Origin of the sequence: Lacticaseibacillus pantheris DSM 15945 = JCM 12539 = NBRC 106106, from assembly GCF_001591865.1 — a bacterium.
Lineage (GTDB): Bacteria > Bacillota > Bacilli > Lactobacillales > Lactobacillaceae > Lacticaseibacillus > Lacticaseibacillus pantheris.
The window spans coordinates 1-21,222 of record NZ_BCVS01000006.1; the positions used below are offsets into that span (position 1 = coordinate 1).

The following is a 21,222-nucleotide window of genomic DNA, read 5'->3' on the forward strand; positions in this document are numbered from 1 at the left end:
CCCCACGGCACCCGCACCGGCCAGAACCGCCAACTCCCAAAATATTAATCCGTAGCTGACAACCATCAACGCGGTATGCGATAATATGCCCAACAAATAACGTACAGTTCAGAAACGAGGACCTCATGACCACCTTTTACTTCGTCCGCCACGGACAAACCGTCGCCAATGCGCTCGGCCTTAAACAAGGTACCATTAACGACGATATGACCCACCTAAACAGCGTCGGTGAGGCCCAAGCAGAACACCTGCACCGACAATTCGATATCAGCTTTGCCGACCAGATCATTATCAGTCCCCTCGACCGTACCCGCGAGACGGCGCTAATTCTCAACGACACGGCGCGCCTACCGCTCACCACCGACAAGCGCCTGCTGGAAATTTCTTACGGCTCCTGGGACGGCCAACCTAACGCCCAGCTTGAGGCTGAGCACCCCTCCGTCTTCGATCCCCTCCTCCACGACGTGCTCCCCGACTATGCGCAGCTCGCCCACGACGGGGAGACGTTTGCCCACGTCAACGCCCGCGTCAACGACTTCATGCACGACATGGCCGCTAGCCATCCGACCGACAACATCATCGTGGTGTCCCACGGGTTTACCATCAAAGCCGCCACGCTCGTCGCCACCAAGAGCACCGAACCCATGAGCATCCCCGAACCGGACAACACCAGTGTCACCAAGATTTCCTTCAGCGAGGAAACCATGCGCTACTACCTCTGGTATTACAACCGCTTCGACGCCCAAACATACTAACCAGCGCAAAGTAGCGGCAACTCTACCAACGCAAAATGGACCAGAGAAAATCCCGTACTCAGGGGTTTCTGCTGGTCCATTTTCGTAGGCCGGGAATCGCCATTTACCGGGTAACATCGTCACGTACACCCACGTGACGGCGTTCCCCCGGCTTACTTTGCACCCACCGCCCGAACGCTAATCGTCGACCGTGATGGGCGTGAGGTAACTGCCGTCCACCGCGTAACCCGGCGTCTGCACGTCGGCGTCGGGCGCAATCATGTACGCCGCGTCCAGGTCGACGTACTGCACGTTGGCGTGCGCGGAGGCAAAGGCGACGGCGGCCGCCAAGCTGATCGGCGCCTCAATCATACAGCCGACCATACAGTCAATTCCGTAGCCCGCGCACAACTCTGCAATCTTGGTTGCCTGCGATAAGCCACCTGTCTTCATCAGTTTAATGTTGATGAGGTCGCACGCGTGCATGTTAACCAACCGCAAAGCATCACGGTAAGTGTGCACCGCCTCATCCGCCATCACCGGTAGGCCAACATTGGCCGTAACGTGGGCCAAACCGTCCAAATCATCAGCACGCACGGGTTGCTCCACAAACTGAATGTTTAGATCCAGGTCCGCAAAACGGTTAATGGCGTGGATGGCCTGCTTGGGCGTCCAACCCTGGTTGGCGTCCAGGCGAAGCGGCGTTAAGCCGCCGACAGCGTTGGCGATTGCCCGCACCCGTTCAAGGTCCGTGTCGAGGTCGGCGCCCCCAACTTTGATTTTGAACGCCGCAAAGCCCTTGTCCGCCAACGTGCGGGCCTTGGCCACCATGTGCTCCGTGTCCGCGATACCAATCGTGTAGTCAGTCTGAATGGTCACCCCAGAGCCGCCCAGCAGCTGGACGAGCGAGGTGTCGAACTGCTGGGAACGGAGGTGGTACAAAGCAATTTCCACCGCCGCCTTGGCCGCCGAGTTGTTGCGGATGCTGCTTTGTACCAACGCTAGCAGGGCCTCCCAGTCATCGATGTCCGCACCAATAATCGTCGGCGTGATCCCCTCACGAACCGCCGACTGCATGGTGCCCATCGTGTCGCCCGTCACGATGGCGTTCGGACTCGACGCGCCAATACCGGTCAGCCCGTTATCCAACTGAATGCGTACGACCATTGCTTCCAGCTGCGTTACGGTGTGCTGCGCCGTGGTAAACGGCTCCGCCAGCGGTAACCGCTGCGAATCCACCGTAATACTTGCAATTTTGTTACCCATAATGTAAGCCCCTTCACGTCGTTTACCCCAATGTAACATTCCGCGCGGGCAAAGTGAACGGGGGTGAGGAAGTTTTGTTGTTAACAGCGTCAGGTTTAATTGTCAGCCGGGCCGGTGTTGTAACCGAACTCGCTTACTCAGCCACACCAAAAAGTTTGACTTAGTGGTGCCATTTTTTTGCGTCTAAAGCGGGCTATCAACGAGCACTTGCAAGTATGTGCTTATTGATAGCCCGCTTTATTTTGGGGATGAAACTCATCCATTGCTAAAACCGTCTATTCCGTACCTTTACCTGCCGGAGACTCCCGCTATGCCCCCAAATTTTTCAGCACATCCGCCGCGTACGTTCCGGTTAACACCCGCTCGACCATATCGACGTCGTTACTACGTTGCCACAACGCGGCCTGGCCCAAAAATAGGTACATACACTTTTCATATTCGGTTTGTAACGCACCACTGGCAAGCACCTCGCTAAAGCTAAGGCAATACAACGGCATTTCGCTTTGATCCATGCAGTCCGCCATCGTCTGAAACCCACTCACCATGAGTAACTGTGAATCACCAGCAGCCCAGTCAATTGCGATAATGGGGCCGTTGCCAAAGTTGACCAACTGGCTTTCAGATATTGGCACCCTACCAACCAACTGCCGTAATAAATACGCCGGTAAAGTATCGATACTTCGCTGCGTTTGAATTAGATAGTGCCGAATACGGTCGACGTTAAATAAAAAATACACAGAGAATTCGTCAAAGCTCAGGGTTGTCCGTAGCAACTGCCGTGTGTTATCTTGTCGACCCGTAACACGTCCCGCGTCTAATTGACGGTTGGTAATCGCCGCGGCCACCCTGAAGGCCTCCATCCAGGCATCCGACCACTGGCTAACCGCTTGTTCACTGATACCCAACCGCATCAATCTTGCTGACCACTGGCGGAACTGTGCGCGTACCCGCACTTGATTAAACTCCAGCTGCCGCTTCATCCCCAACATTGCAATCAACATCCCCCACTTTTTTTCTACAGTACGCCGAACTGTAGCCTCCCCACCGAATACCGTTCAGTCCCCAACTGTCCGGTATGTTAACTTATCTCAGTACCCTGTTAATTCGACCACTAGTCCCCCTACACGTTAGTCCGGCCCTCTGCCGCTTTGACCACTAACCGTGCCATTTTTACGTGCCGATGCGCCTTAAAAAAGACGGTGCGATTATGCCATTGAATCCCCACAGCCAAAGTGACTTGACCACCCGCGACGTTCATCAAACCAACGTAATGTTGTACGTTACTCGTGGTCACATCAACTGGTGCGACCGCGCCAAAGGGCCGAGTCACGCTAATGACACGTGCCAAAATATCATCACGGCTAATAAATTGCCTGGCTGAGATTGATTGCAACGTTCGCTGCCAGTTAAGCCGAAACGCCAACCGTGAAGTATTAATCTCATCCGCCTCACGGGCTAATGCGACTGGTAACACCGCTGTGGGAACGGTTTTGGCTGTGTAAACCAACACTAAATCACCTACTAATGGTTCCAAGTACACGACATCGACGGTATTGGTGCCGTCAACCCAATCCCGATACAGACGGGCAATCTGGCGGTGCCGCCACCAGTAGAGGGTAACCGACACAATTAATAAACAGATGAACGCCAACACGGCGTACAACCACATCCCCAGCATTACCGGTTGATCAACTAACGCTACGCCAACTAATAACAACACCTGTAACACCGCGACTTCCATCGTGTGATTCAATAGGAGCAGTTTACCCAATAACAATGCACCCAAAATCACGGTCACGACGTAAATCAAACCCACTGGAACCCGCCCAGGTAGCCTGATCATGCGGCGAAAAGTTCGCCAGTTCCCCAAATCTTTCCTCACAGTTTCCAACGCTGTGTGGTCTTGCTCGCTCATAAGCGTTCACTCCTGCTTGATGGCGTTAGACACCATCATCAACTTTTCGTAGTAATACCAACCCGCTACCCAATCCATTACTTAACTATTACTGCACGCCATAGCCATCGTTGATGACAACGTGACGTGTTTGCTGTCGTGGTGTGTGCTCAAAGACTACAAACTGCCAAGCCTTGGCCGGCAGGTACTCGCGCTCGGCCGCCATGCGAGCCTCTACAGCGTCCGTGAAGTGATAAAAGACTCGATTCAACACCAACTTGCCGTGCACCATGAGTCGCGCACACCAGAGATTGGAGTCGGTCATTCTAGAAACACCCACCACACCAGTCTGGTTGTTCGCACGAATCTGGTGGTAAGATGCTGCGTCGTGCATAAAGTTCTGGTGGTTGGCTTGCCATTCTTGCTTTTGTTTAATCAATCGCTTCCGTGATAATTCACGGGCCAAGCACCCACAACTTTTAGTTACGCCACGCCGTAAGTTGTAACTATTGACTGTACAAACGTTGCCGCATTCACATTGGCAAACCCACATTGCATTCCCGTTAACGGCTAATCCACCCCGACGCAGTACCGTTAGTCGGCCAAATTTACGGCCGGTCATATCGATCGCTTTAACCATAGCTGTTCCTCCAAAGATCGTCCTACATACTTGCCTAATTCCGACAAACCCATTAATTACTTTTCCCCAAATACTGTCGTTCAGCAGCGTGGCGCAACTCTGCGGCCTCTTCGAATGTCTTGCAGGTCTTGTTTAAAACGTACCGGCTGTGAAACCTCAGCCGAGCCACCCAGCGGTCACTGCTTTTGTCATAAGAGACCCCAATGACGCCTGTGTGGTTACGTTTCGATAGATTTACCGAGCTGATATAAATTCCTTCATCATTCTTCAATGCTTGTACATTACCCATGTGTTTCCTAAATCCGTCATTATGCTGCGTCAATTTTCGTGAGTTCTCGATCCGCAAACATCCGCAGCTCTTGGTAACGCCATGGCGCAAGTTGTAACTATCAACTTCGGTATAATTACCACAATCACACTTGCAGAGCCAGCGTGCATTCCCACTAGATGATGTCTGTGGGGCCTGGCGGAGCACCGTTAGGCGGCCAAATCGTCGTCCCGTTAGGTTAATCAGACGCTTATGGTGCACGGCTGAAGCACAGTGCTTTGTTTTGCCACTAAGTAGGTGCGTTTGCGTAATGATGACCGTTTGCCCACACGAACACTGACATAACCATATCTGAATGCCCCCATCGTCCAATCCCAAACGTTGCTTGACTGTTAACTCTCCAAACTGTTGGTCAGTGAGATCAGCAAGCATCGATGGACGTAGTGCTGTTTCTAAATTACCATCCTTACTGCTCATGACCGGGCACCTCCTTTCTTCAGGATATGCTGCCCTCTAGGAAACTACCTATCGTACCTGGGCGGCATGTTCTTGTAGTACAGCATCTTGTGACTCGATAAATTTACCCAAGCCCTTGGTGGTGAAGGAACGATAGCGGATATTGCCCTGAATCCGTGCATTGACGGCATCTGGCATATTATCTTTGATTTGTTCCCACTGATCGGCAAATTCAAAGAATAGCTGGTTGTGTTCCTTCCGGAAGGCTTGAGCGTCGAGCGGTGGGGATGCTTGATACCGCAGGTAAATGTCGGCCATGTAGTCCAAGTAATCGGCCGTAAGGTTCTCTGGCCGGTACTTCGCAATCTTGCCGAGATACAGACGTTTTGCGAATACCCATTGATCTAGTTGGCGGTGAACTTTTTGACCGTCATCCTCGTGAGTGATAGAATGCTCGTTCCACAAGTGGGTGTAGACAATGGGATTGAAGGTCGCAATATCTGTTGCCAATTCACAGGCCGTGCTGACAAAGTAAGTGTCTTCGTGTACTTGCAGACGTTCACTCCATGACAGCTTGATTGAATCTAGGTAATCGCGATTAAACCATTTGGCGTAGGCCACATTCCAATCGTTATAGCCGTGGGTGTAGTACTTAAAATCACCCTGATCATTGCGTATTTGGTTAATATAACGGCCAATAATTACCTGATGGTCTCCATGTTTAATGGCATTAAAGAAGTCCAGTAACGCGCCCACGTAATGTAGCTGATCATCGGCGTCCACAAACATAAAGTACTTGCCGGTAGCCATAAACATGCCCATCGAGCGGGCAAAACCAGGGCCTTTAACGACGTCGTACTCGTAAATTTTGATATCTAAATTAGCGAGGTAGGGAAAGGGATCTTGATCATCAACCTTTAGGCCACCATCGCCAATCAAGATAACCTCGACCTGTTTAAAATCGATACCAATCTGATTGTTAATGGACGACAAGCAAATCCCTAGTTGGGCTTCGGTCTCGCCATGAAACGGCACGATGATGGAAACTTGCTTCTGCATGGGAATCAGCTCCTCTCTTGGTTAATGTTCATCTGTAGGCCATATGCATTCAAATGTTGACTCAGGCCATTCAGATAGTTATCAAACTGCTGCGCTTCGGCATTCCATGGCGCGGCGGGTGATTGATCCTTGGCCCGCACCTGCTTCACGTAGGCCAGGGTAGGCGCCCAGGCTAGTGCGTTGGTACCAACAATCGTCTTCATGATGCTTTGGAGACTCGACCGGTCGGCAACCGGTACCGATTTCAGCTGCGTGTAAAAGCGGATAGTGAACTTCGCGAATTCGTTCATGTAGGCCACTTGGTCGGCATTCTGTAATTGCTGGAAGTACAGTGACATCATCTTCATCCAGGTCACGTTAATTGGCGCCTGTAGCGCATTATTATTTGGCAATGCCCGGCTCATAAACTTCATGACCCCGTAGTCGTCTAAATCGACAGCGTCGTTCGAGAGCTTGTTCACCAACCGACTCACGTATTCTTCGGCGTAGGGCCCAAAGTCGTCCTTGAACCGGATCTGATTGTCTTGCAAGAAACTGCGCTTGATCCAGCGACCAGCGATACTCTGGACCATCCGGCCAACTTGATAGTGGGCCACCCGCTGCTTATCAAAGTACTGAGTGGTAACAATCCCATTGATCGAATCTGCATCCGGGTGGGCATCACTCATCGTGAAGTAGCCTTGTAGTGTTGGGGCTTGGTGCAACTGATTATTTGGTTCCAGAATGGTCACGTAATCGCCCTGGGCCGCGTCAATGCCGAACTGGATGGCACTATTACTCTCCATTACCTGATCCGTAATCAGGTAACGCAGGTCAACGTTGCGGAATAGGTCAAAGAATTCTGGATGTTCCAATTTATAGGGGCCATTATCAATTAGTAGCAACTCGACATCATGAAAATCAATGCCAATCTGGTTGTTGATCGACGAGATGGGGATACTCAGGTCGCTCTCCTCAACGTTGTTCACGGGTAAGATGATGCTAATGCGTTTGTTCATGTGCTCTCCTCCAAAGTAGTGATTGTTTAGCCCTCAACGAGCTATATGTATGTGTCCGGAATTAAGTTCCGGACTATGAATTAGTGAAGCTATATGTGGGATCAAAGTCCCTATGTACGACAAACTGCACAGCCATTGATTCAGCTGTGCAGTCTGCCTAGTTCTTACCGCGAAGTCTGTAGCGAGCTGTCTGGTACATCATATATTTTCGATTGAGGGGGGATCTCTGTCAGAAAACATTCATCGGGTGGAAAGTAACCCTATTTCTAGTACAGACCCTCGCCATCGTCGTCTTCACGACGTTTGCGACTAGCAAAGGCGTAAGCCATGGAAGCAGCCGCTGCGGTTAATCCAAGACCCAGAACAACAAATTCATTGTCCGAATCATCACCGGTTTGTGGCAGTGTCCGGGCCGCAACTGCGTTGCCAGTCATAGCTCCAGAGGCAACCACGCGTCCGGCAGAGGTCATGGTGCTGGTCGTAGTGGTGTTACCGCCATTACCATTGTTGTTACCGTTGTAGGCCAGACCGACCGTCGTTGCACCGTCAGTACCGTTGTTGTTACCGCCGTTACCACCAAAGTTCCCGGTGTTTGGCAGCGTGCCACGTGGCGAACCACCATCGGTACCAGTCTTGCTACCACCGTTACCGCCGTTGTCGGTCGTCGTAGTTGTGTGATCACCACCGTTACCACCATTGTCGGTTGTAGTAGTGGTGTGATCGCCACCGTTGCCGCCGTTATCGGTTGTGGTAGTTGTGTGATCACCGCCGTTACCGCCGTTGTCAGTTGTAGTAGTGGTGTGGTCACCGCCATTGCCACCATTGTCGGTCGTGTTATTGTTGCCGCCATCTACGCCGCCGTTGTTGTCAGTGTCTGGCGCCCCATTGTTGTCACCATCAGTACCGTTGTTGCCATCGGCACCGTTACTACCGTCGGTACCATTGCTGCCACCACCATTATTGTTGGTTTGAGTGTTATTGCCGTTCGTGGCATTACCACCGTCACCGCCTTCATTAGTGATCGTCGTGCCAGTACCTTTATCCGAACCACCACCGTTGTCAGTAGTGTTGGTGGTCTTTGAGCCTCCGGTCGTAGTCGTGTTAGTATCACCCGATGCACCATCAGAACCCTTGTTGCCATCATCGCCATCAGTATTGATGTTGATGTTGCCACCGTTGTTCGAATTATTGTTGTTATTGTTATTGTTGTTGTTGATATTGATGTCAGGTGTATTACCAGAGGCACCGTCAGAACCGTTGCTACCATCCGAGCCGTTGGAACCGGCTGGGATCGTCAAGGTCTTGCCGTCACCGAAGACTAGGACAATACTGCCATCACCGTTCTTAGTTTCAGAAACGATTTCAGCGTCCTTGCCGTCGTCACCCTTGTCACCTTTATCGCCTTTATCACCCTTAGCAACCGTAACCTTGGTGCCGTCACCGAAGACGAGTACCGTGTTGCCGTCTTGGTCAGTGTAATGATCGGTAACCTTAGCATCCTTACCATCAGCGCCGTCCTTGCCATCATTGCCTTTAGCAACCTTGACCTTGGAACCATCGCTGAAGACGATGACCGTGTTGCCATCCTCATCGGTATAATGGTCGGTGATTGTGGCATCTTTACCGTCGTCACCCTTGTCACCTTTATCACCCTTGGCAACCTTAACTTCAGTGCCATCAGCGAAGACAAGTACCGTGTTGCCGTCCTCGTCAGTGTAATGATCAGTAATTTTGGCGTCTTGACCATTGTCGCCCTTATCGCCTTTGTCACCTTTGACCCGAATGGTCTTATCAGTTTGACCATCGATATGAATCGTGATGGTGCCATCACCATTATCAGTGACTTCTGGCGTCTTACCATCGTTCCCATCTTTACCGTTGTGCACCGTGATGACCTGTGTTGGGTCTTCAGAGCCTGGTGTCGTGATAGTGATGATGGTGCCAATGGTTTTACCATCAGAATCAACATCTGGCGTAGTGGAGATAATCGGCGTCTTGCCGTCCACGCCGTCTTTACCGTTGTGCACAGTACCGACTGTCTTACCATCAATGGTGATGGTGTAACCCGTAGTCTTGCCATTTTCATCAGTGATTGGCGTGAATTCAGGTGTCTTACCATCGGTACCGTTCTTAATTTCACCGGCTGGTTTGCCATCAATTGTAATAGCGTAACCAGTAACGTTACCGTTACCGTCCGTGACTGGTGTAATAGCTGGTGAGGTGCCGTCCACGCCATCTTTACCGTCCTTGCCGTCGATCCCATTCAGCACCGTACCGGAAGGCTTACCATCAATAAGGATGGTGTAACCGATGACCTTGCCACTAGGATCTTTAACTTCAGTAGTAGTGACGGTTGAACCGTCCTTACCATCGGTACCGTTCTTGACCTCGCCCATGTCCACACCATTCAGTGTGATCGTGTAGCCAGTCGTGTTCCCGTTGCCGTCAGTTTCAGGCGTAATGACTGGTGTAGCACCGTCCTTACCGTCTTTGCCGTCCTTACCGTTCATCACGGTGATAGGGTTCTGGCCGTCAATTGTCAACGTGTAGCCGAGCACCGTACCGTCAGTATCAGTAATTGGGGTAATGGTTGGCGTTTTACCGTCAACACCATCTTTACCGTCCTTACCATCTTTGACAGTGGCAACTGGCTTACCATCAATGGTTAGGGTGTAGGTGCCATCACCGTTATCAGTGACTTCAGGTGTTTTACCATCGACACCATCTTTGCCGTCCTTACCATTAGCCACATTGATGACCTGTGGTGCTTGGCTAGAACCTGGAGTCGTGATAACTAGGGTAGTACCAATTACATTGCCTTCACCATCAACCTCAGGTGTCGTTGTGATAATTGGTGTTACACCATCTTTACCATCAACACCGTCCTTACCATCGGTACCGTTCTTAACGGTTCCCAGTATCTTGCCATCAATACTGATGGTGTAACCAGTGATATTGCCGTTGCCATCAGTGGTTGGGGTAACTTCAGGCGTTTTACCGTCGGCACCATCAACACCGTTCTTAATTTCACCGGTCTTTACACCGTTCAGGGTAATGACGTAACCAGTAACGTGTCCATCGGCGTCAGTTTCAGGCGTAATGACTGGCGAAACACCGTCAACGCCATCCTTACCATCGACACCGTCTTTCCCGTTCAAGCCGTTGTAGACTGTCCCGGAAGGCTTGCCATCAATTAACAGCGTGTAACCAATAACGTTACCACTAGGATCCTTGGCTTCCTCGGTAGTGATGACTGAGCCGTCCTTACCATCGGCACCATTCGTCCCGTTCTTGACTTCACCCATGTCCACACCGTTCAGCGTGATTGTGTAGCCCGTCACGTGACCGTCACCGTCAGTTTCTGGAGTTATAACTGGTGTTGCGCCGTTTTTACCATCCTTGCCGTCGGTCCCATCCTTACCGTTCATCACAGTAACAGGAGTTTGACCGTCAATCGTCATGGTGTAACCAAGAATCGTCCCATCAGTGCCAGTTAGCGGCGTGATGGTTGGCGTCTTACCGTCAACACCATCTTTACCGTCCTTACCATTTTTGACAGTGGCAACTGGCTTGCCATCAATCGTCAGGGTAAAGGTACCATCGCCGTTGTCAGTAACTTCTGGCGTTTTACCATCAACACCGTTAGTGACGTTGATGACTTGTGGATCCTTATTGGAACCTGGTGTGGTAATTGTGATCTTAGTGCCAGTAACGTTGCCATCACCATCGGTCGTTGGCGCAGTGGTAATGACCGGCGTAATGCCATCCTTACCATCAACGCCATTCTTAATGGTGACACCTGGCTTACCATCGATTGTGATGGTGTAGCCAGTAACATTGCCGTCACCGTCAGTAGTAGGTGTGATTTCAGGTGTCTTACCATCGACGCCATCCTTACCATTCTTAATTTCACCGGTTTCAACGCCGTTCATGGTAATCATGTAGCCGATAACGTTGCCGTCGTCGTCTTTTTCTGGTGTGATGACTGGTGAAACGCCGTCGATACCATTCTTACCGTCAGTGCCATTTTTACCATCGGCGCCGTTGAGCACTGTGCCGGAATCCTTACCGTCAATGAGTAGCGTGTAACCAATGACTTTACCACTAGGATCCTTGACTGTTTCGGTCGTGACAACAGAGCCATTAGTGCCGTTAATGCCGTCTTTACCATCCTTAACCGTGGCAACTGGTGTGCCGTCAATTGTGAAGGTGTAGGTACCATTACCGTTGTCAGTGACCTTTGGTGTCTTACCATCGACACCGTCAGTACCATTAGTAACATTAACCACTTGTGGATCCTTCTCGGAGCCTGGCGTTGTGATAGTCAGTGTTGTGCCGATGACCTTACCGTCACCGTCCAACGTTGGTGTTGTGGTAATAATAGGCGTTGTGCCGTTGGTACCATTCGTTCCGTTAGTCCCATTGGTTCCGTTGATACCGTCCTTACCGTTCAATACGGTAACCGGAGTCTGGCCGTCAATTGTCAGCGTGTAGCCAAGAACTTTACCATCAGTACCGTTCAACGGCGTAATGGTTGGGGTCTTACCGTCAACACCATTCTTCACCGTGCCTACAGGCTTGCCGTCAATATAAAAGGTGAAGGTGCCATCGCCGTTGTCCTTAACGGTTGGGGTCTTACCATCTTGACCATTCAGGACGTCAAATGTTTCTGGATCCTTACCAGAGCCTGGCGTTGTGATCGTAATCGTAGTACCAATGACGTTACCGTCACCATCGAGTTTATCTGTCGGTGTAATAACTGGCGTGACACCGTCTTTACCATCATCAACAATCTGGGTATGGATTGAACCATCAGCACCACTAATTGTGACGATGAGCGTGTGCTTGTTGCCATCATTGTCGGTGTACTTCCGCGTTTGGATCGTATCGCCGTTAGTTCCGTTGGTACCGTCTTTCCCGTCATCGACAATCTGGGTGTGAATTGAACCATCTTTACCACTAATTGTCACAATGGCAGTGTGTTCATTACCATTGTTATCGGTATACTTCCGCGTTTGGATTGTATCGCCGTTGGTTCCGTTAGTACCATCCTTACCGTCGTCAATAATCTGCGTGTGGATTGAACCATCCGTGCCGCTAATTGTGACGATGAGGGTGTGTTCGTTACCATCGTTGTCAGTATACTTGCGGGTTTGAATCGTATCGCCATTAGTACCATTGATACCGTTGATGCCATCAGTCCCGTTCTTAACCTCACCAACGGGCTTGCCATCAAGCATAATGATGTAACCAGTAACCTTACCGTCTTTATCCGTTTGTTCTTGTAGCGTCGGCGTCTTACCATCAGGAATATCAACCACTTGATCAGTTGACTTCGTGCCGTCATCACTATATTGACGAATGGTCAGTTGCGTCCCGGTCGTGCCGTCTGCGTTCGTATATTTAACCGCATTAACGACTGGGCTCTTACCATCTTTACCCTTCAATGATTGTAAGAAGTCGACTTCAGTTCCTTGGTGAGTCTTATGCCAAACATCGTAAGCTGATTCGCCAGCCTTTGGTTCAGCATCAAAGATCAACCAAACGTCTTGTCCGGTTGTGCCGAATTCGGCGTCAACACCAGTATCATCGGCAATACCATTGACCATGTAACCGTAGTTGTCATCAATACCCACAAAGTGTAGCTTCGACGTGTTAAGTGCGCCATCGGCATCATCTAATTCGTTACCATCCAAATCAGTAACTGCAGTCGTACCGTCACCATACTTCGTAAAGTTATCTATATCATTGTCTAGGTCTGGTACATAATCGTAACCGTAGTCGCCAGTGATCATATCATCCTTTTGTAACTTAACGCCAGTTGCACCCTGGTAGACGTAGTGAACGTTGACTGTTCCAGTCATCTTATCGTAGTTGAAGTTTCGCTTGATCGTGTCGTTTGCTTCAGTAACCGTGACGTCAGCATTGTCATTGGTTGCTGCTGCATCATCAACCTGGGTTGTGGCCTTAACTGTGTAGCCAGTAGGGGTCTTATCCTCAGCCGAACCAACAGTTACCGATGTGTCACCTGTCGTTGCGACACCGTTTTCGTTAGTTGTCCAAGCTGTGTAGTCATAACTATCATCCTTAGATGGATCAGCATCGTTAGACTTAAGCGTTGCTGTCCGATAGAAACTTGCGACGGTCTTTGTTGAGGTGGTACCAACAGGATCACCGTAAGTATCAGTTTCAGTGACCTTGTGCGTTAATTCCAGGTTGTTCGGGTTGTTCGTTGGTGTGTAGGTAACTGGTGTTTGCTGAATTGTCCGTACAACTTCAGTATTGTTATCAGTACCTTCCAACGTAACGTCGGTATTGGTTGTGCCTTTTTGTGTGCCATCAACATCAGTGCGGAGGTACTTAGAAGTGAATCCTTCTGGACTTGCTAAATAGCCAGGGTTCAGCGCTTCAATGACACCTTCCTTATCAGCATCTGATTGTGAAACACCACTAGGTTGAGTTGTCCAATCAGTATAATTCCAATCGTTGCTTCCATCTTCTTTGGCTGTTGCTGTACGGTAGAAGGTTACATTATCAATATCCTTAATGGAACTAATCGTGGCGCCACTAGCATCTACGTAGTTGACCGTTTCAGTAACCATCTTCTTGAGATCAGTATCGCTAGGGTTAGTTACTGGAGTTCGATTATTAGGTGTATACGTGATGGTTTCGGTGTTATCTGTAGGAATACCATTGTCGTCAGTTGTGCTAATAGCTGGAATGTTTGGTTTATCCGGCGTTGCGTTTTCGATAGTAGGTGCGGTAACCGCATCAAATTCTTCCTGATTATTCGTGTTTGTATAAGTGACTTGCTGCAGGACTGTACCATCTTTTTTGGTATAAGTATCTTGCCCGGCAGCCTTTAATACTTCGTCCGTTTGAATAGTAAACGGTACACTAGTTGTGGTCGATTTTGAGGCCGGTGATCCATCAGCATAAACATAATTAATGGTCTGAGTTGCATTTGCTTCGCCTGGTGTAATCTTGTGAGTTAACTGAATTGTGTATGTGGCACCCGCTTCAGTGTTTCTGATCAATTCAAACCGTCCATCGGATTCCCCCTGTTCGACAGTACCATCCGGATAGGTCTCACTCATCTTGCTTGAATCGAAGTTGTAGTTTTTAAAAAGTGCACTTGAAACACCCATCTCGGGTGCAAGTGATCCATCATCATTAACAACATTGCCGGTAGTTGTTCCATACACTGCGTGGGGATTACCTGGATCAACCATCACTTTGACCTGAATAATTTTTCGATTGTCTTCATCCTCATCAACGTAGTTAACCATATAAGAATCAGCTACTGGCGTTTCAATGTTTTTTGTAATCGTGTAAGTCAAGGTGGGCGTTTTGGTCAATGACTTGGCTGTTTTATAGTCCAGAGCAATTTTAGCTGTTCCATCATCATTAACATCGTAAAACCCTTCTTTTTGATTGGTGTCATCAACAGGAGTTGCTTGAGTATCAACTAATTTATACGTAGTTGTACCGTCACCTTTAAGTGCTGTAGTCAAAGCATCACTGACGTTAATATCCTTTTCTGCTAAATCATCTTGACTATCATCTTGAAAGTCAGCTGCTGTAGCGCTTAGTTCATTCAGCCCGGTGTTGTTCAATTTACCACCTTCAACTGAAACGTCAGTTGTGAAAACTATTGATGCCGGATCGTCAGCAGCCACGGTGTTTCCATCTTTATCAGTGGGGTTCCCATCAGCATCAACACGCTGAATCTGAACCTTAGCACTAGCAGCGAAGTCTACGCCGGTAGAATTAATTGGAGCATCAAGTGTTTTATAGGTTGCTGTGGTTTGATTTGAGGTTAAGTCATCAGTAAATCCATTAGTAGAGGCATACAGGCCAGCAGAATTCCCAGGTGCAGCGCCATCTGATCCTTGAACCTGATTATTTAAACCATTATCCGCTGCAAAGGCCAAAGCTCGAATAATTGCGGTTGTCTCCTCGGGTGTTAGTTCATATCCGTAAACTGCACTTCCGCCCGCTTTTACCGCATCCGCGGCTATTGTTGTCAATGGCTTTAATGAAGCTGAATCAACTGGAATGTATTCCCCGTTACTGGCTATTTTTAGAGTTCCGTCGTCATTCTTCTCAAATGTGTTGTTGTTGGCCTGAACAACCATTTTTGAGCCCAAGTAAAAACGGGTAAATGCTTCACCCTTCATCATTAATACGACAATTTTGGAATCGGGATACACTTTCATAAGTGTACTATTTGCACCATTGTATTGAACGTGACTGAAAAAGACGCCGACCTGGGCCTGACTCAAATCACTGGTTACTTGCCCATTTTCTTGGCCTACTTTTGATCTAACAGAAAACCAATTAGTTAATTCTGTTAGATCGGTAGGATCATCTGCTTGTTCTTCAAAAACGTAATTACCATCAGCATCAACCCCAAGATCAGTGTAGGTAACGCCTCCTGTGGATTCTGGAAGCCCAGGTTTTACGGCCTTAGCATCAACCCGTGCATAACTGGCCTGCAAACCATTAGAATTGGCATATGACGTAACTAAAGCTTTATCGGTACTTGAAAGATCGTCACCACTATAGTCAGTGAGAGTGATTTGATTGCCATCAAGTGTCGCTTTAGCATCAGTCAATCCGATAGCTTTAGTTAAATCTTGAATATCAGCTGAAGCTAATGAAGTAGATGATTTTGCCGAATCGACATTTTCGTGAGTTTCTGTGTTTTTTGTTATTGCATTATTTTGACTACTGAGGACATCAGAGTCAGTATTATTCGGTTGCGTTGCGTTAGCCATCGGCTGAGCACTATCATTATCATCAGATGTTGTTGCAGACTTAACTGTATCTGATGCAGAGGCAACACTTGATTGAGCTGCGCTGCTTGCAACAGGCTTAGCGTTAGTTGTATCTACCGGTGCAGACTGCGGTGCATTAGAGGCAGCACTGGACTGTGTTTGTGGACTCGTTGCTTGCGAGTCGGTTTTTGACGAACTGGCACTTGACGGTGCAGCACTACCCTTGTTAGTAGTGGCTGTTTGCGTGTCATCTGCTGCACTATTGCTTTGACTAAGTACTACATTTTTCTTCTGCAGACTTGCAGAAGATGTCGTATCATCGCTGGTTTGTACAGCGGCCCCGGAATCATCAACTGTGTCGGCTTTAACGACATTACCATCGCTCAAGGTGAATCCCAGCCCCGTAAGACTTGCTACAACAGCCCCGGCGATCAGCCATTGCTTTCCGGATTTGTAAAGCTTGAAATGTTTTTTTCGATCGACCATGTCTCCGACTAATTTGTCATGAGCATGTATAACCTGTTTTGACATATCTTCTCCTCCTAAAAACCCTGTTGAATTTAGGAGCACTACCAAGCATTAAAAGTCGATTGCAGAAATGTAATTATACAAGTTTTCTAAGTGTACTTAGAAAACCGAAATGATGTAGCCTGAATAATATATATTTAGGAGGTTACATAATGAGGTACGGGTACGCGCGAGTTAGTAGTAGAGATCAAAATCTTGAACGTCAATTGGTTAGGCTACATGATGCAGAGGTAGACTGTATTTTTATGGAAAAGGTTTCGGGTGTTGAACAGGATCGCCCAAAACTAGCGGCGGCAATGGCGCATCTCAAAGAAGGCGATGAACTAGTTGTAATCAGCCTAGACCGCCTTAGTCGCGACACTGAGCAGCTGTCACAACTAATGCTTAGAATATCTGTAAAGCGAGCCAAATTAGTGGTTCTGGACATGCCACGGTTTGAGGAGGTGTCAAACATTAATACTCGTCATCTACTAGAGGATATAATCGTGTCTTTGAAGACGTATTTTGCTGCTGAAGAACGCGCTCAGATCAAAGAACGTCAGCGACAAGGAATTGAACTGGCAAAAAAGCGGGGTGCCTTCCACGGTGGTCAGAAACTCTACACGGCTGACAGCGAGGATCCAGAACGCAGGCATAAATACCTTCAAATTCAACAAATGGTGACCAACCATGAACGTCTTACGGATATTATGCATGCGACTGGTTGTAGTAATACGTTAGTTTACCGGGTTAAACACGAACTAGAAGCATAGCAAAAGAACCATTCAGCCAACAAGTCCATGTCGGCTGAATGGTTCTAATTATTTCGGATGCCAAAATTGATGGTTCCGGAAAGGCTGATAAAGAATTTACCCAATTCTGATATGTCCGGTTCATCATTCCCGCCACCTCGACCAGATGATGCGAGGATAGCGTCAATTTCCTTGTCAAATATGACTGGTTCATTGTGATCTTGCTTCTTCGTACGGTTAGTCCGTCGTTTGTGTCCGTCATGGTTATGATGACTGCTTGCATTAGTAATCGGTTCAGACTGCTTAGTATGCTTTCTGGTGGTGTCAGACGTTCGTGGTGTTTGTCCCACACCAGCATCATCTTTCGTCAATCTCTGTTGCTCTAGCACTACTTGGTAAGTTATTGGTACATTGGTAAAGTAGGCTGCAGTGAAACGCATAGTGTCATCACGGACAATATAGTAACCCTCGCGTTGAAGACTAACTATTTGTTTGTAGGTATCGAAAATTATTCGTTCTCCAATTTTACCGGTTAAAATTTCTGTACCTAAAGTCCTACCCGTCGCGCCATCAACATACATAATCGTGGCTGTTGACAGATGTCCCTTTGAACGCATGGTCGTGTTTGACTCCGTAAGTTGCTTTTGTGAATTAGCAGCACCGTGGCTCGGGATAATTGGGAATGCAGTGGTCAAATGATCACGGTTGTTGTTAACTACGGACGATTTCGTTGTAATTGATTCTATTGCAACCGATAATGGAGTTCCGCTTGTAGTAAGAGTGTACGCAATGTGAGTTTGGTTATTGTTAACTAACCTGTATCCTGATGGTACAACAAGGTTGTATGATCCAGAATCACCTGTCAGTCCATTGATAGTATCTGTTTTTATAGTTTTTCCATTTTCATCAACGTAATCAATTTTCTGCGTTACTGGCTTTTTATTCGATGTCTGGTTAACTTGTATATTAATTGGCTTATTTGAGCTCGATAAAGTGTATGGAACAGTTTTATTCTGTCCTTTTGCCAAATCATATCCATTTGGAGTACTGGTAGTATAGGTGCCTTGTTCGCCAACGTTGCCTTTTACTGTATCGGTTTTAACCAAGACACCATTAGTATTAGTATAGTTAATTGTTAACGACGTAGCCTGAGGCTGCACAACTTTCTTGAGTTTGATAGTCAACTGATTAGTTGAGTTGGCTAGTGTGTAGGAGCTAGCCTGACTCTGACCATCAGCTAAGGCATAACCAGTAGGTGCTTTGGCAGCGTAGCTTCCCTTATCACCAATATTTCCGCTTACTGTATCTGTCTTAACAGTTTTGCCCTGGTCATCCACATATTTAATAGCCAGAGTCGCTTTGGCCGGTGCAGCTGGTGTAAGACTAATCTTCCCTGTGTCAGATGTGTCAGCAGTATAGTACAAACCACCAGAAGTCAGTGCCTTCTGATTAATCGTATTAAGAGCCGTATTAACTTTTTCTACTCCAGAGTTGCTAAGGGAATAAGTGTACTCTTTTGGATCAGTTCCATCCTGAGCAACAGTAATATCACTACTGCCTAAGAACACGCTCCCAATTTTTTGATTATTGGCATCAATAATTGTTCCCGTCTGATCTTTAAAATGGGTACTTGCCTTTTGATCATCTTCCGTATCCGCCACTGTTGGTAATTGGATAGACGCAGTACTAGACATGGTTTTAATATTAAGAGTTGTTAGATACGATGTCTTTGTGGAGCCATTAGTAATATTGATGTGTAGCTTGCCTTGACTAGTTTGTGCAGCATCAAATCCAGCCTGAATAACTGAGCTTGGCAAGCACAATGCATAGTACGAGTTACCACCAACATTAACTTGTGTAAAGCGTCCACTAGTAATTACAGCGCTATTACTAGTGTTGGTAATAGTGTATGTTGCACCACTTAAATCTTCGCCGGTATTATAAATAGAAATGAACTGACTGGATTCACTGTATATAACGCTACCATTCACGTTTTTAACATTCGTAACAAAAGAACTATTAGAACTGTTACCATTAATTTGGACCACACTATCATCTGTGGATTGAAAAGCATAATCCCCTGTGCCTAACTCAATTTTTGAGGTATCAAATTGATCGGAGCTATTTTGATTTTCATTGTCATTTTGGATTGTGGTGCTGGCAATAACAGTAGAAAAGCTAAAATTATTTGAAAAAAACATAGTAGTGGCAACAATCACTCCCAATGCTGTTCCCACACCATAAAAAGCAGCTGATGAACGTTGATTTGTAGGTTTGCTTGGTGAATTCATACGAAACGCCTTCTTTCCGAATAGTTAATACTATCCATTTTGCCACTTATAATTTGGGAACAATTGACCCAGGCGCCTATGCTTAATCTCCAAAATTAAGTCGGCAAGTTCAGACCAGTCTTGCGATGTTGGTGGATCCAACCAGATAACCTGTGGTGCACTAACTTCCATGGAATGAAAATCTGAAATGTAGATATCAGTATCATCCGTTATGTTTTTTTGAATCACGATATGGGCATGATTAAATGCTTTCAATGATTTAATCACATAGTTTGTATATAGTTGGCCCTCAGAAAAATCAACGCAAATGAAAACACGATCTTTCATACTCGTCGTTGGAATACTGTTGATCAAACAAAACATGTACGAGAAGTACAAATTAACAATCATTCGTTCACTTAGATCGAATGAAATCATATGTTTCAACGCCCCCAAGAAATCACGAATGATTAGGTCAAACGTAGGGTAAAGATCCCGGAAAAAAGTTACCTGTTCCGGACTAATAAATGTCGTTGGCTCAACATAAAAGGTTGTGAATTGAAGGTTTACTGAAAGTAGTTGGTTGTATAAGTCAGTACTGTGGATATCTGTTCTTTCTGTTAGAACCTCTTTTGCGAGTACCATCTCTACAAACTTCTTAGAAATAGTAGTGGCCGTCGGAAAGTTATGCTCAACATACTGAACATCATTTAATCCTAAGAAGCCTTGGGTTAACAGGAAACTAAAGATATAATCAGCTTCTGCCGTATCTATATGAAGCCGATCTTTTAGACCGTCTTGTAACGTTTCGTACACCGTTTGATAAGTTCTGTCTCTCAAATTATCGTCTAGCAATTCAGATTGAATAAATCGGTGGTTTTGCTGACGAAGAATCCAAACCTTGAGCAATGTTTCTAACTTGACGACTTGAGTCGGGTTAAGTTCACCGGGGAAAAGCCCTTCCAGTCGAGCACACAACTCATCACTTATCAGGTTTAGTTGCGGCAAAGGTTTCTCAATACCAGTAAATGTTGTGTAGTAAAACTGAAAAAGCCGTAATCGAGAAATAAACTCAGGATCCTGATTAACACCTGCAATCAAGTAATAGTCATGGTCATCTAATTCCTTCTTTAGCTTGCGGTCGTTTTTGTAGAACGTAGACTCTGTTTGGAAATGTTCACGTGCATAAACACTAATCTTAATGTCCTGTTGATCATAGAACGCCCGAAATTCATAGGCAGGAAATAAATTTGATCGCCGTAAGTACAATAGATAGATTTTTTGATTAATAAAAGTTGTAATGTTATGGCCGACAAAGGTTCCCTTCGTAGTTTCATCAATGAAACTTGGTTCGTTTTCAGAAACCGTAGCCAAATCCTCATTCATAATCACAAGGTATTTATTAAGGTGATAGTTAGTAAGTCCCAATTTCTCACTAATGCTTTCACGTTTGGCCTTGTGCGATGGTTCCTTGGCAAGCAGCATCAAGATACTTAGGCACGCACTATCCCCAGAGTTCAACATAAAATCGTAGTACATAAACGTCCTCGCCCCCCTCACTTGAGTCACAAATTGTATAAATACACAAAATGAGACAA

General features: G+C 47.1%; 12 protein-coding genes. 2 read left to right on the forward strand and 10 right to left on the reverse strand.

What is annotated here, in order from left to right; all coding sequences use genetic code 11:
• Nucleotides 1–125: 125 nt before the first annotated feature.
• On the forward strand, nucleotides 126–755 hold the full coding sequence (locus LPA02S_RS01580) for a histidine phosphatase family protein (protein ID WP_054650091.1): 630 nt from the start codon (nucleotides 126–128) through the stop codon (nucleotides 753–755).
• Nucleotides 756–932: 177 nt separating this feature from the next.
• On the opposite strand, the gene LPA02S_RS01585 is transcribed toward LPA02S_RS01580, so the two are convergent.
• The 8 genes from LPA02S_RS01585 to LPA02S_RS01620 form a co-directional block, all read right to left on the reverse strand.
• On the reverse strand, nucleotides 933–2,000 hold the full coding sequence (locus tag LPA02S_RS01585) for a dipeptide epimerase (protein ID WP_056957075.1): 1,068 nt from the start codon (nucleotides 1,998–2,000) through the stop codon (nucleotides 933–935).
• Nucleotides 2,001–2,308: 308 nt separating this feature from the next.
• Nucleotides 2,309–3,001 (reverse strand): hypothetical protein, encoded by a 693-nt coding sequence (locus tag LPA02S_RS01590; RefSeq protein ID WP_056957074.1) that lies wholly within the window; start codon nucleotides 2,999–3,001, stop codon nucleotides 2,309–2,311.
• Between the two features lie 119 nt (nucleotides 3,002–3,120).
• Nucleotides 3,121–3,915, reverse strand: coding sequence for a hypothetical protein (locus tag LPA02S_RS01595; protein WP_056957073.1), 795 nt, complete (start codon nucleotides 3,913–3,915; stop codon nucleotides 3,121–3,123).
• Between the two features lie 88 nt (nucleotides 3,916–4,003).
• Nucleotides 4,004–4,333, reverse strand: coding sequence for a hypothetical protein (locus LPA02S_RS11600; protein ID WP_156302095.1), 330 nt, complete (start codon nucleotides 4,331–4,333; stop codon nucleotides 4,004–4,006).
• Between the two features lie 253 nt (nucleotides 4,334–4,586).
• Entirely contained in the window at nucleotides 4,587–5,279 is a 693-nt protein-coding gene (locus LPA02S_RS01605) for an AP2 domain-containing protein (protein WP_054650106.1), read from the reverse strand.
• Between the two features lie 48 nt (nucleotides 5,280–5,327).
• Complete coding sequence (locus LPA02S_RS01610; RefSeq protein ID WP_056957072.1) at nucleotides 5,328–6,317, reverse strand: glycosyltransferase family 2 protein; 990 nt, start codon at nucleotides 6,315–6,317, stop codon at nucleotides 5,328–5,330.
• A 5-nt stretch (nucleotides 6,318–6,322) separates the two neighbouring features.
• Complete coding sequence (locus tag LPA02S_RS01615; protein ID WP_054650110.1) at nucleotides 6,323–7,315, reverse strand: glycosyltransferase; 993 nt, start codon at nucleotides 7,313–7,315, stop codon at nucleotides 6,323–6,325.
• Nucleotides 7,316–7,581: 266 nt separating this feature from the next.
• Complete coding sequence (locus LPA02S_RS01620; RefSeq protein ID WP_056957071.1) at nucleotides 7,582–16,626, reverse strand: mucin-binding protein; 9,045 nt, start codon at nucleotides 16,624–16,626, stop codon at nucleotides 7,582–7,584.
• 149 nt (nucleotides 16,627–16,775) lie between these two features.
• On the opposite strand from LPA02S_RS01620, the gene LPA02S_RS01625 reads away from it, so the two are divergent.
• Nucleotides 16,776–17,375, forward strand: coding sequence for a recombinase family protein (locus LPA02S_RS01625; RefSeq protein WP_056957070.1), 600 nt, complete (start codon nucleotides 16,776–16,778; stop codon nucleotides 17,373–17,375).
• A 44-nt stretch (nucleotides 17,376–17,419) separates the two neighbouring features.
• Here LPA02S_RS01625 and LPA02S_RS01630 read toward each other — a convergent pair whose 3' ends face one another.
• Nucleotides 17,420–19,645, reverse strand: coding sequence for a mucin-binding protein (locus tag LPA02S_RS01630; RefSeq protein WP_056957069.1), 2,226 nt, complete (start codon nucleotides 19,643–19,645; stop codon nucleotides 17,420–17,422).
• Nucleotides 19,646–19,675: 30 nt separating this feature from the next.
• Entirely contained in the window at nucleotides 19,676–21,163 is a 1,488-nt protein-coding gene (locus LPA02S_RS01635) for a hypothetical protein (RefSeq protein ID WP_056957068.1), read from the reverse strand.
• Between the last annotated feature and the right edge of the window lie 59 nt (nucleotides 21,164–21,222).

Bases quoted from the DNA above. Each gene is read 5' to 3' on its own strand.
- LPA02S_RS01635 (WP_056957068.1), bottom strand. From the start codon at position 21,163: ATGTACTACGATTTTATGTTGAACTCTGGGGATAGTGCGTGCCTAAGT.
- LPA02S_RS01580 (WP_054650091.1), top strand. From the start codon at position 126: ATGACCACCTTTTACTTCGTCCGCCACGGACAAACCGTCGCCAATGCG.
- LPA02S_RS01620 (WP_056957071.1), bottom strand. From the start codon at position 16,626: ATGTCAAAACAGGTTATACATGCTCATGACAAATTAGTCGGAGACATG.
- LPA02S_RS01630 (WP_056957069.1), bottom strand. From the start codon at position 19,645: ATGAATTCACCAAGCAAACCTACAAATCAACGTTCATCAGCTGCTTTT.
- LPA02S_RS01605 (WP_054650106.1), bottom strand. From the start codon at position 5,279: ATGAGCAGTAAGGATGGTAATTTAGAAACAGCACTACGTCCATCGATG.
- LPA02S_RS01590 (WP_056957074.1), bottom strand. From the start codon at position 3,001: ATGTTGATTGCAATGTTGGGGATGAAGCGGCAGCTGGAGTTTAATCAA.
- LPA02S_RS01625 (WP_056957070.1), top strand. From the start codon at position 16,776: ATGAGGTACGGGTACGCGCGAGTTAGTAGTAGAGATCAAAATCTTGAA.
- LPA02S_RS01585 (WP_056957075.1), bottom strand. From the start codon at position 2,000: ATGGGTAACAAAATTGCAAGTATTACGGTGGATTCGCAGCGGTTACCG.
- LPA02S_RS01595 (WP_056957073.1), bottom strand. From the start codon at position 3,915: ATGAGCGAGCAAGACCACACAGCGTTGGAAACTGTGAGGAAAGATTTG.
- LPA02S_RS01615 (WP_054650110.1), bottom strand. From the start codon at position 7,315: ATGAACAAACGCATTAGCATCATCTTACCCGTGAACAACGTTGAGGAG.
- LPA02S_RS01610 (WP_056957072.1), bottom strand. From the start codon at position 6,317: ATGCAGAAGCAAGTTTCCATCATCGTGCCGTTTCATGGCGAGACCGAA.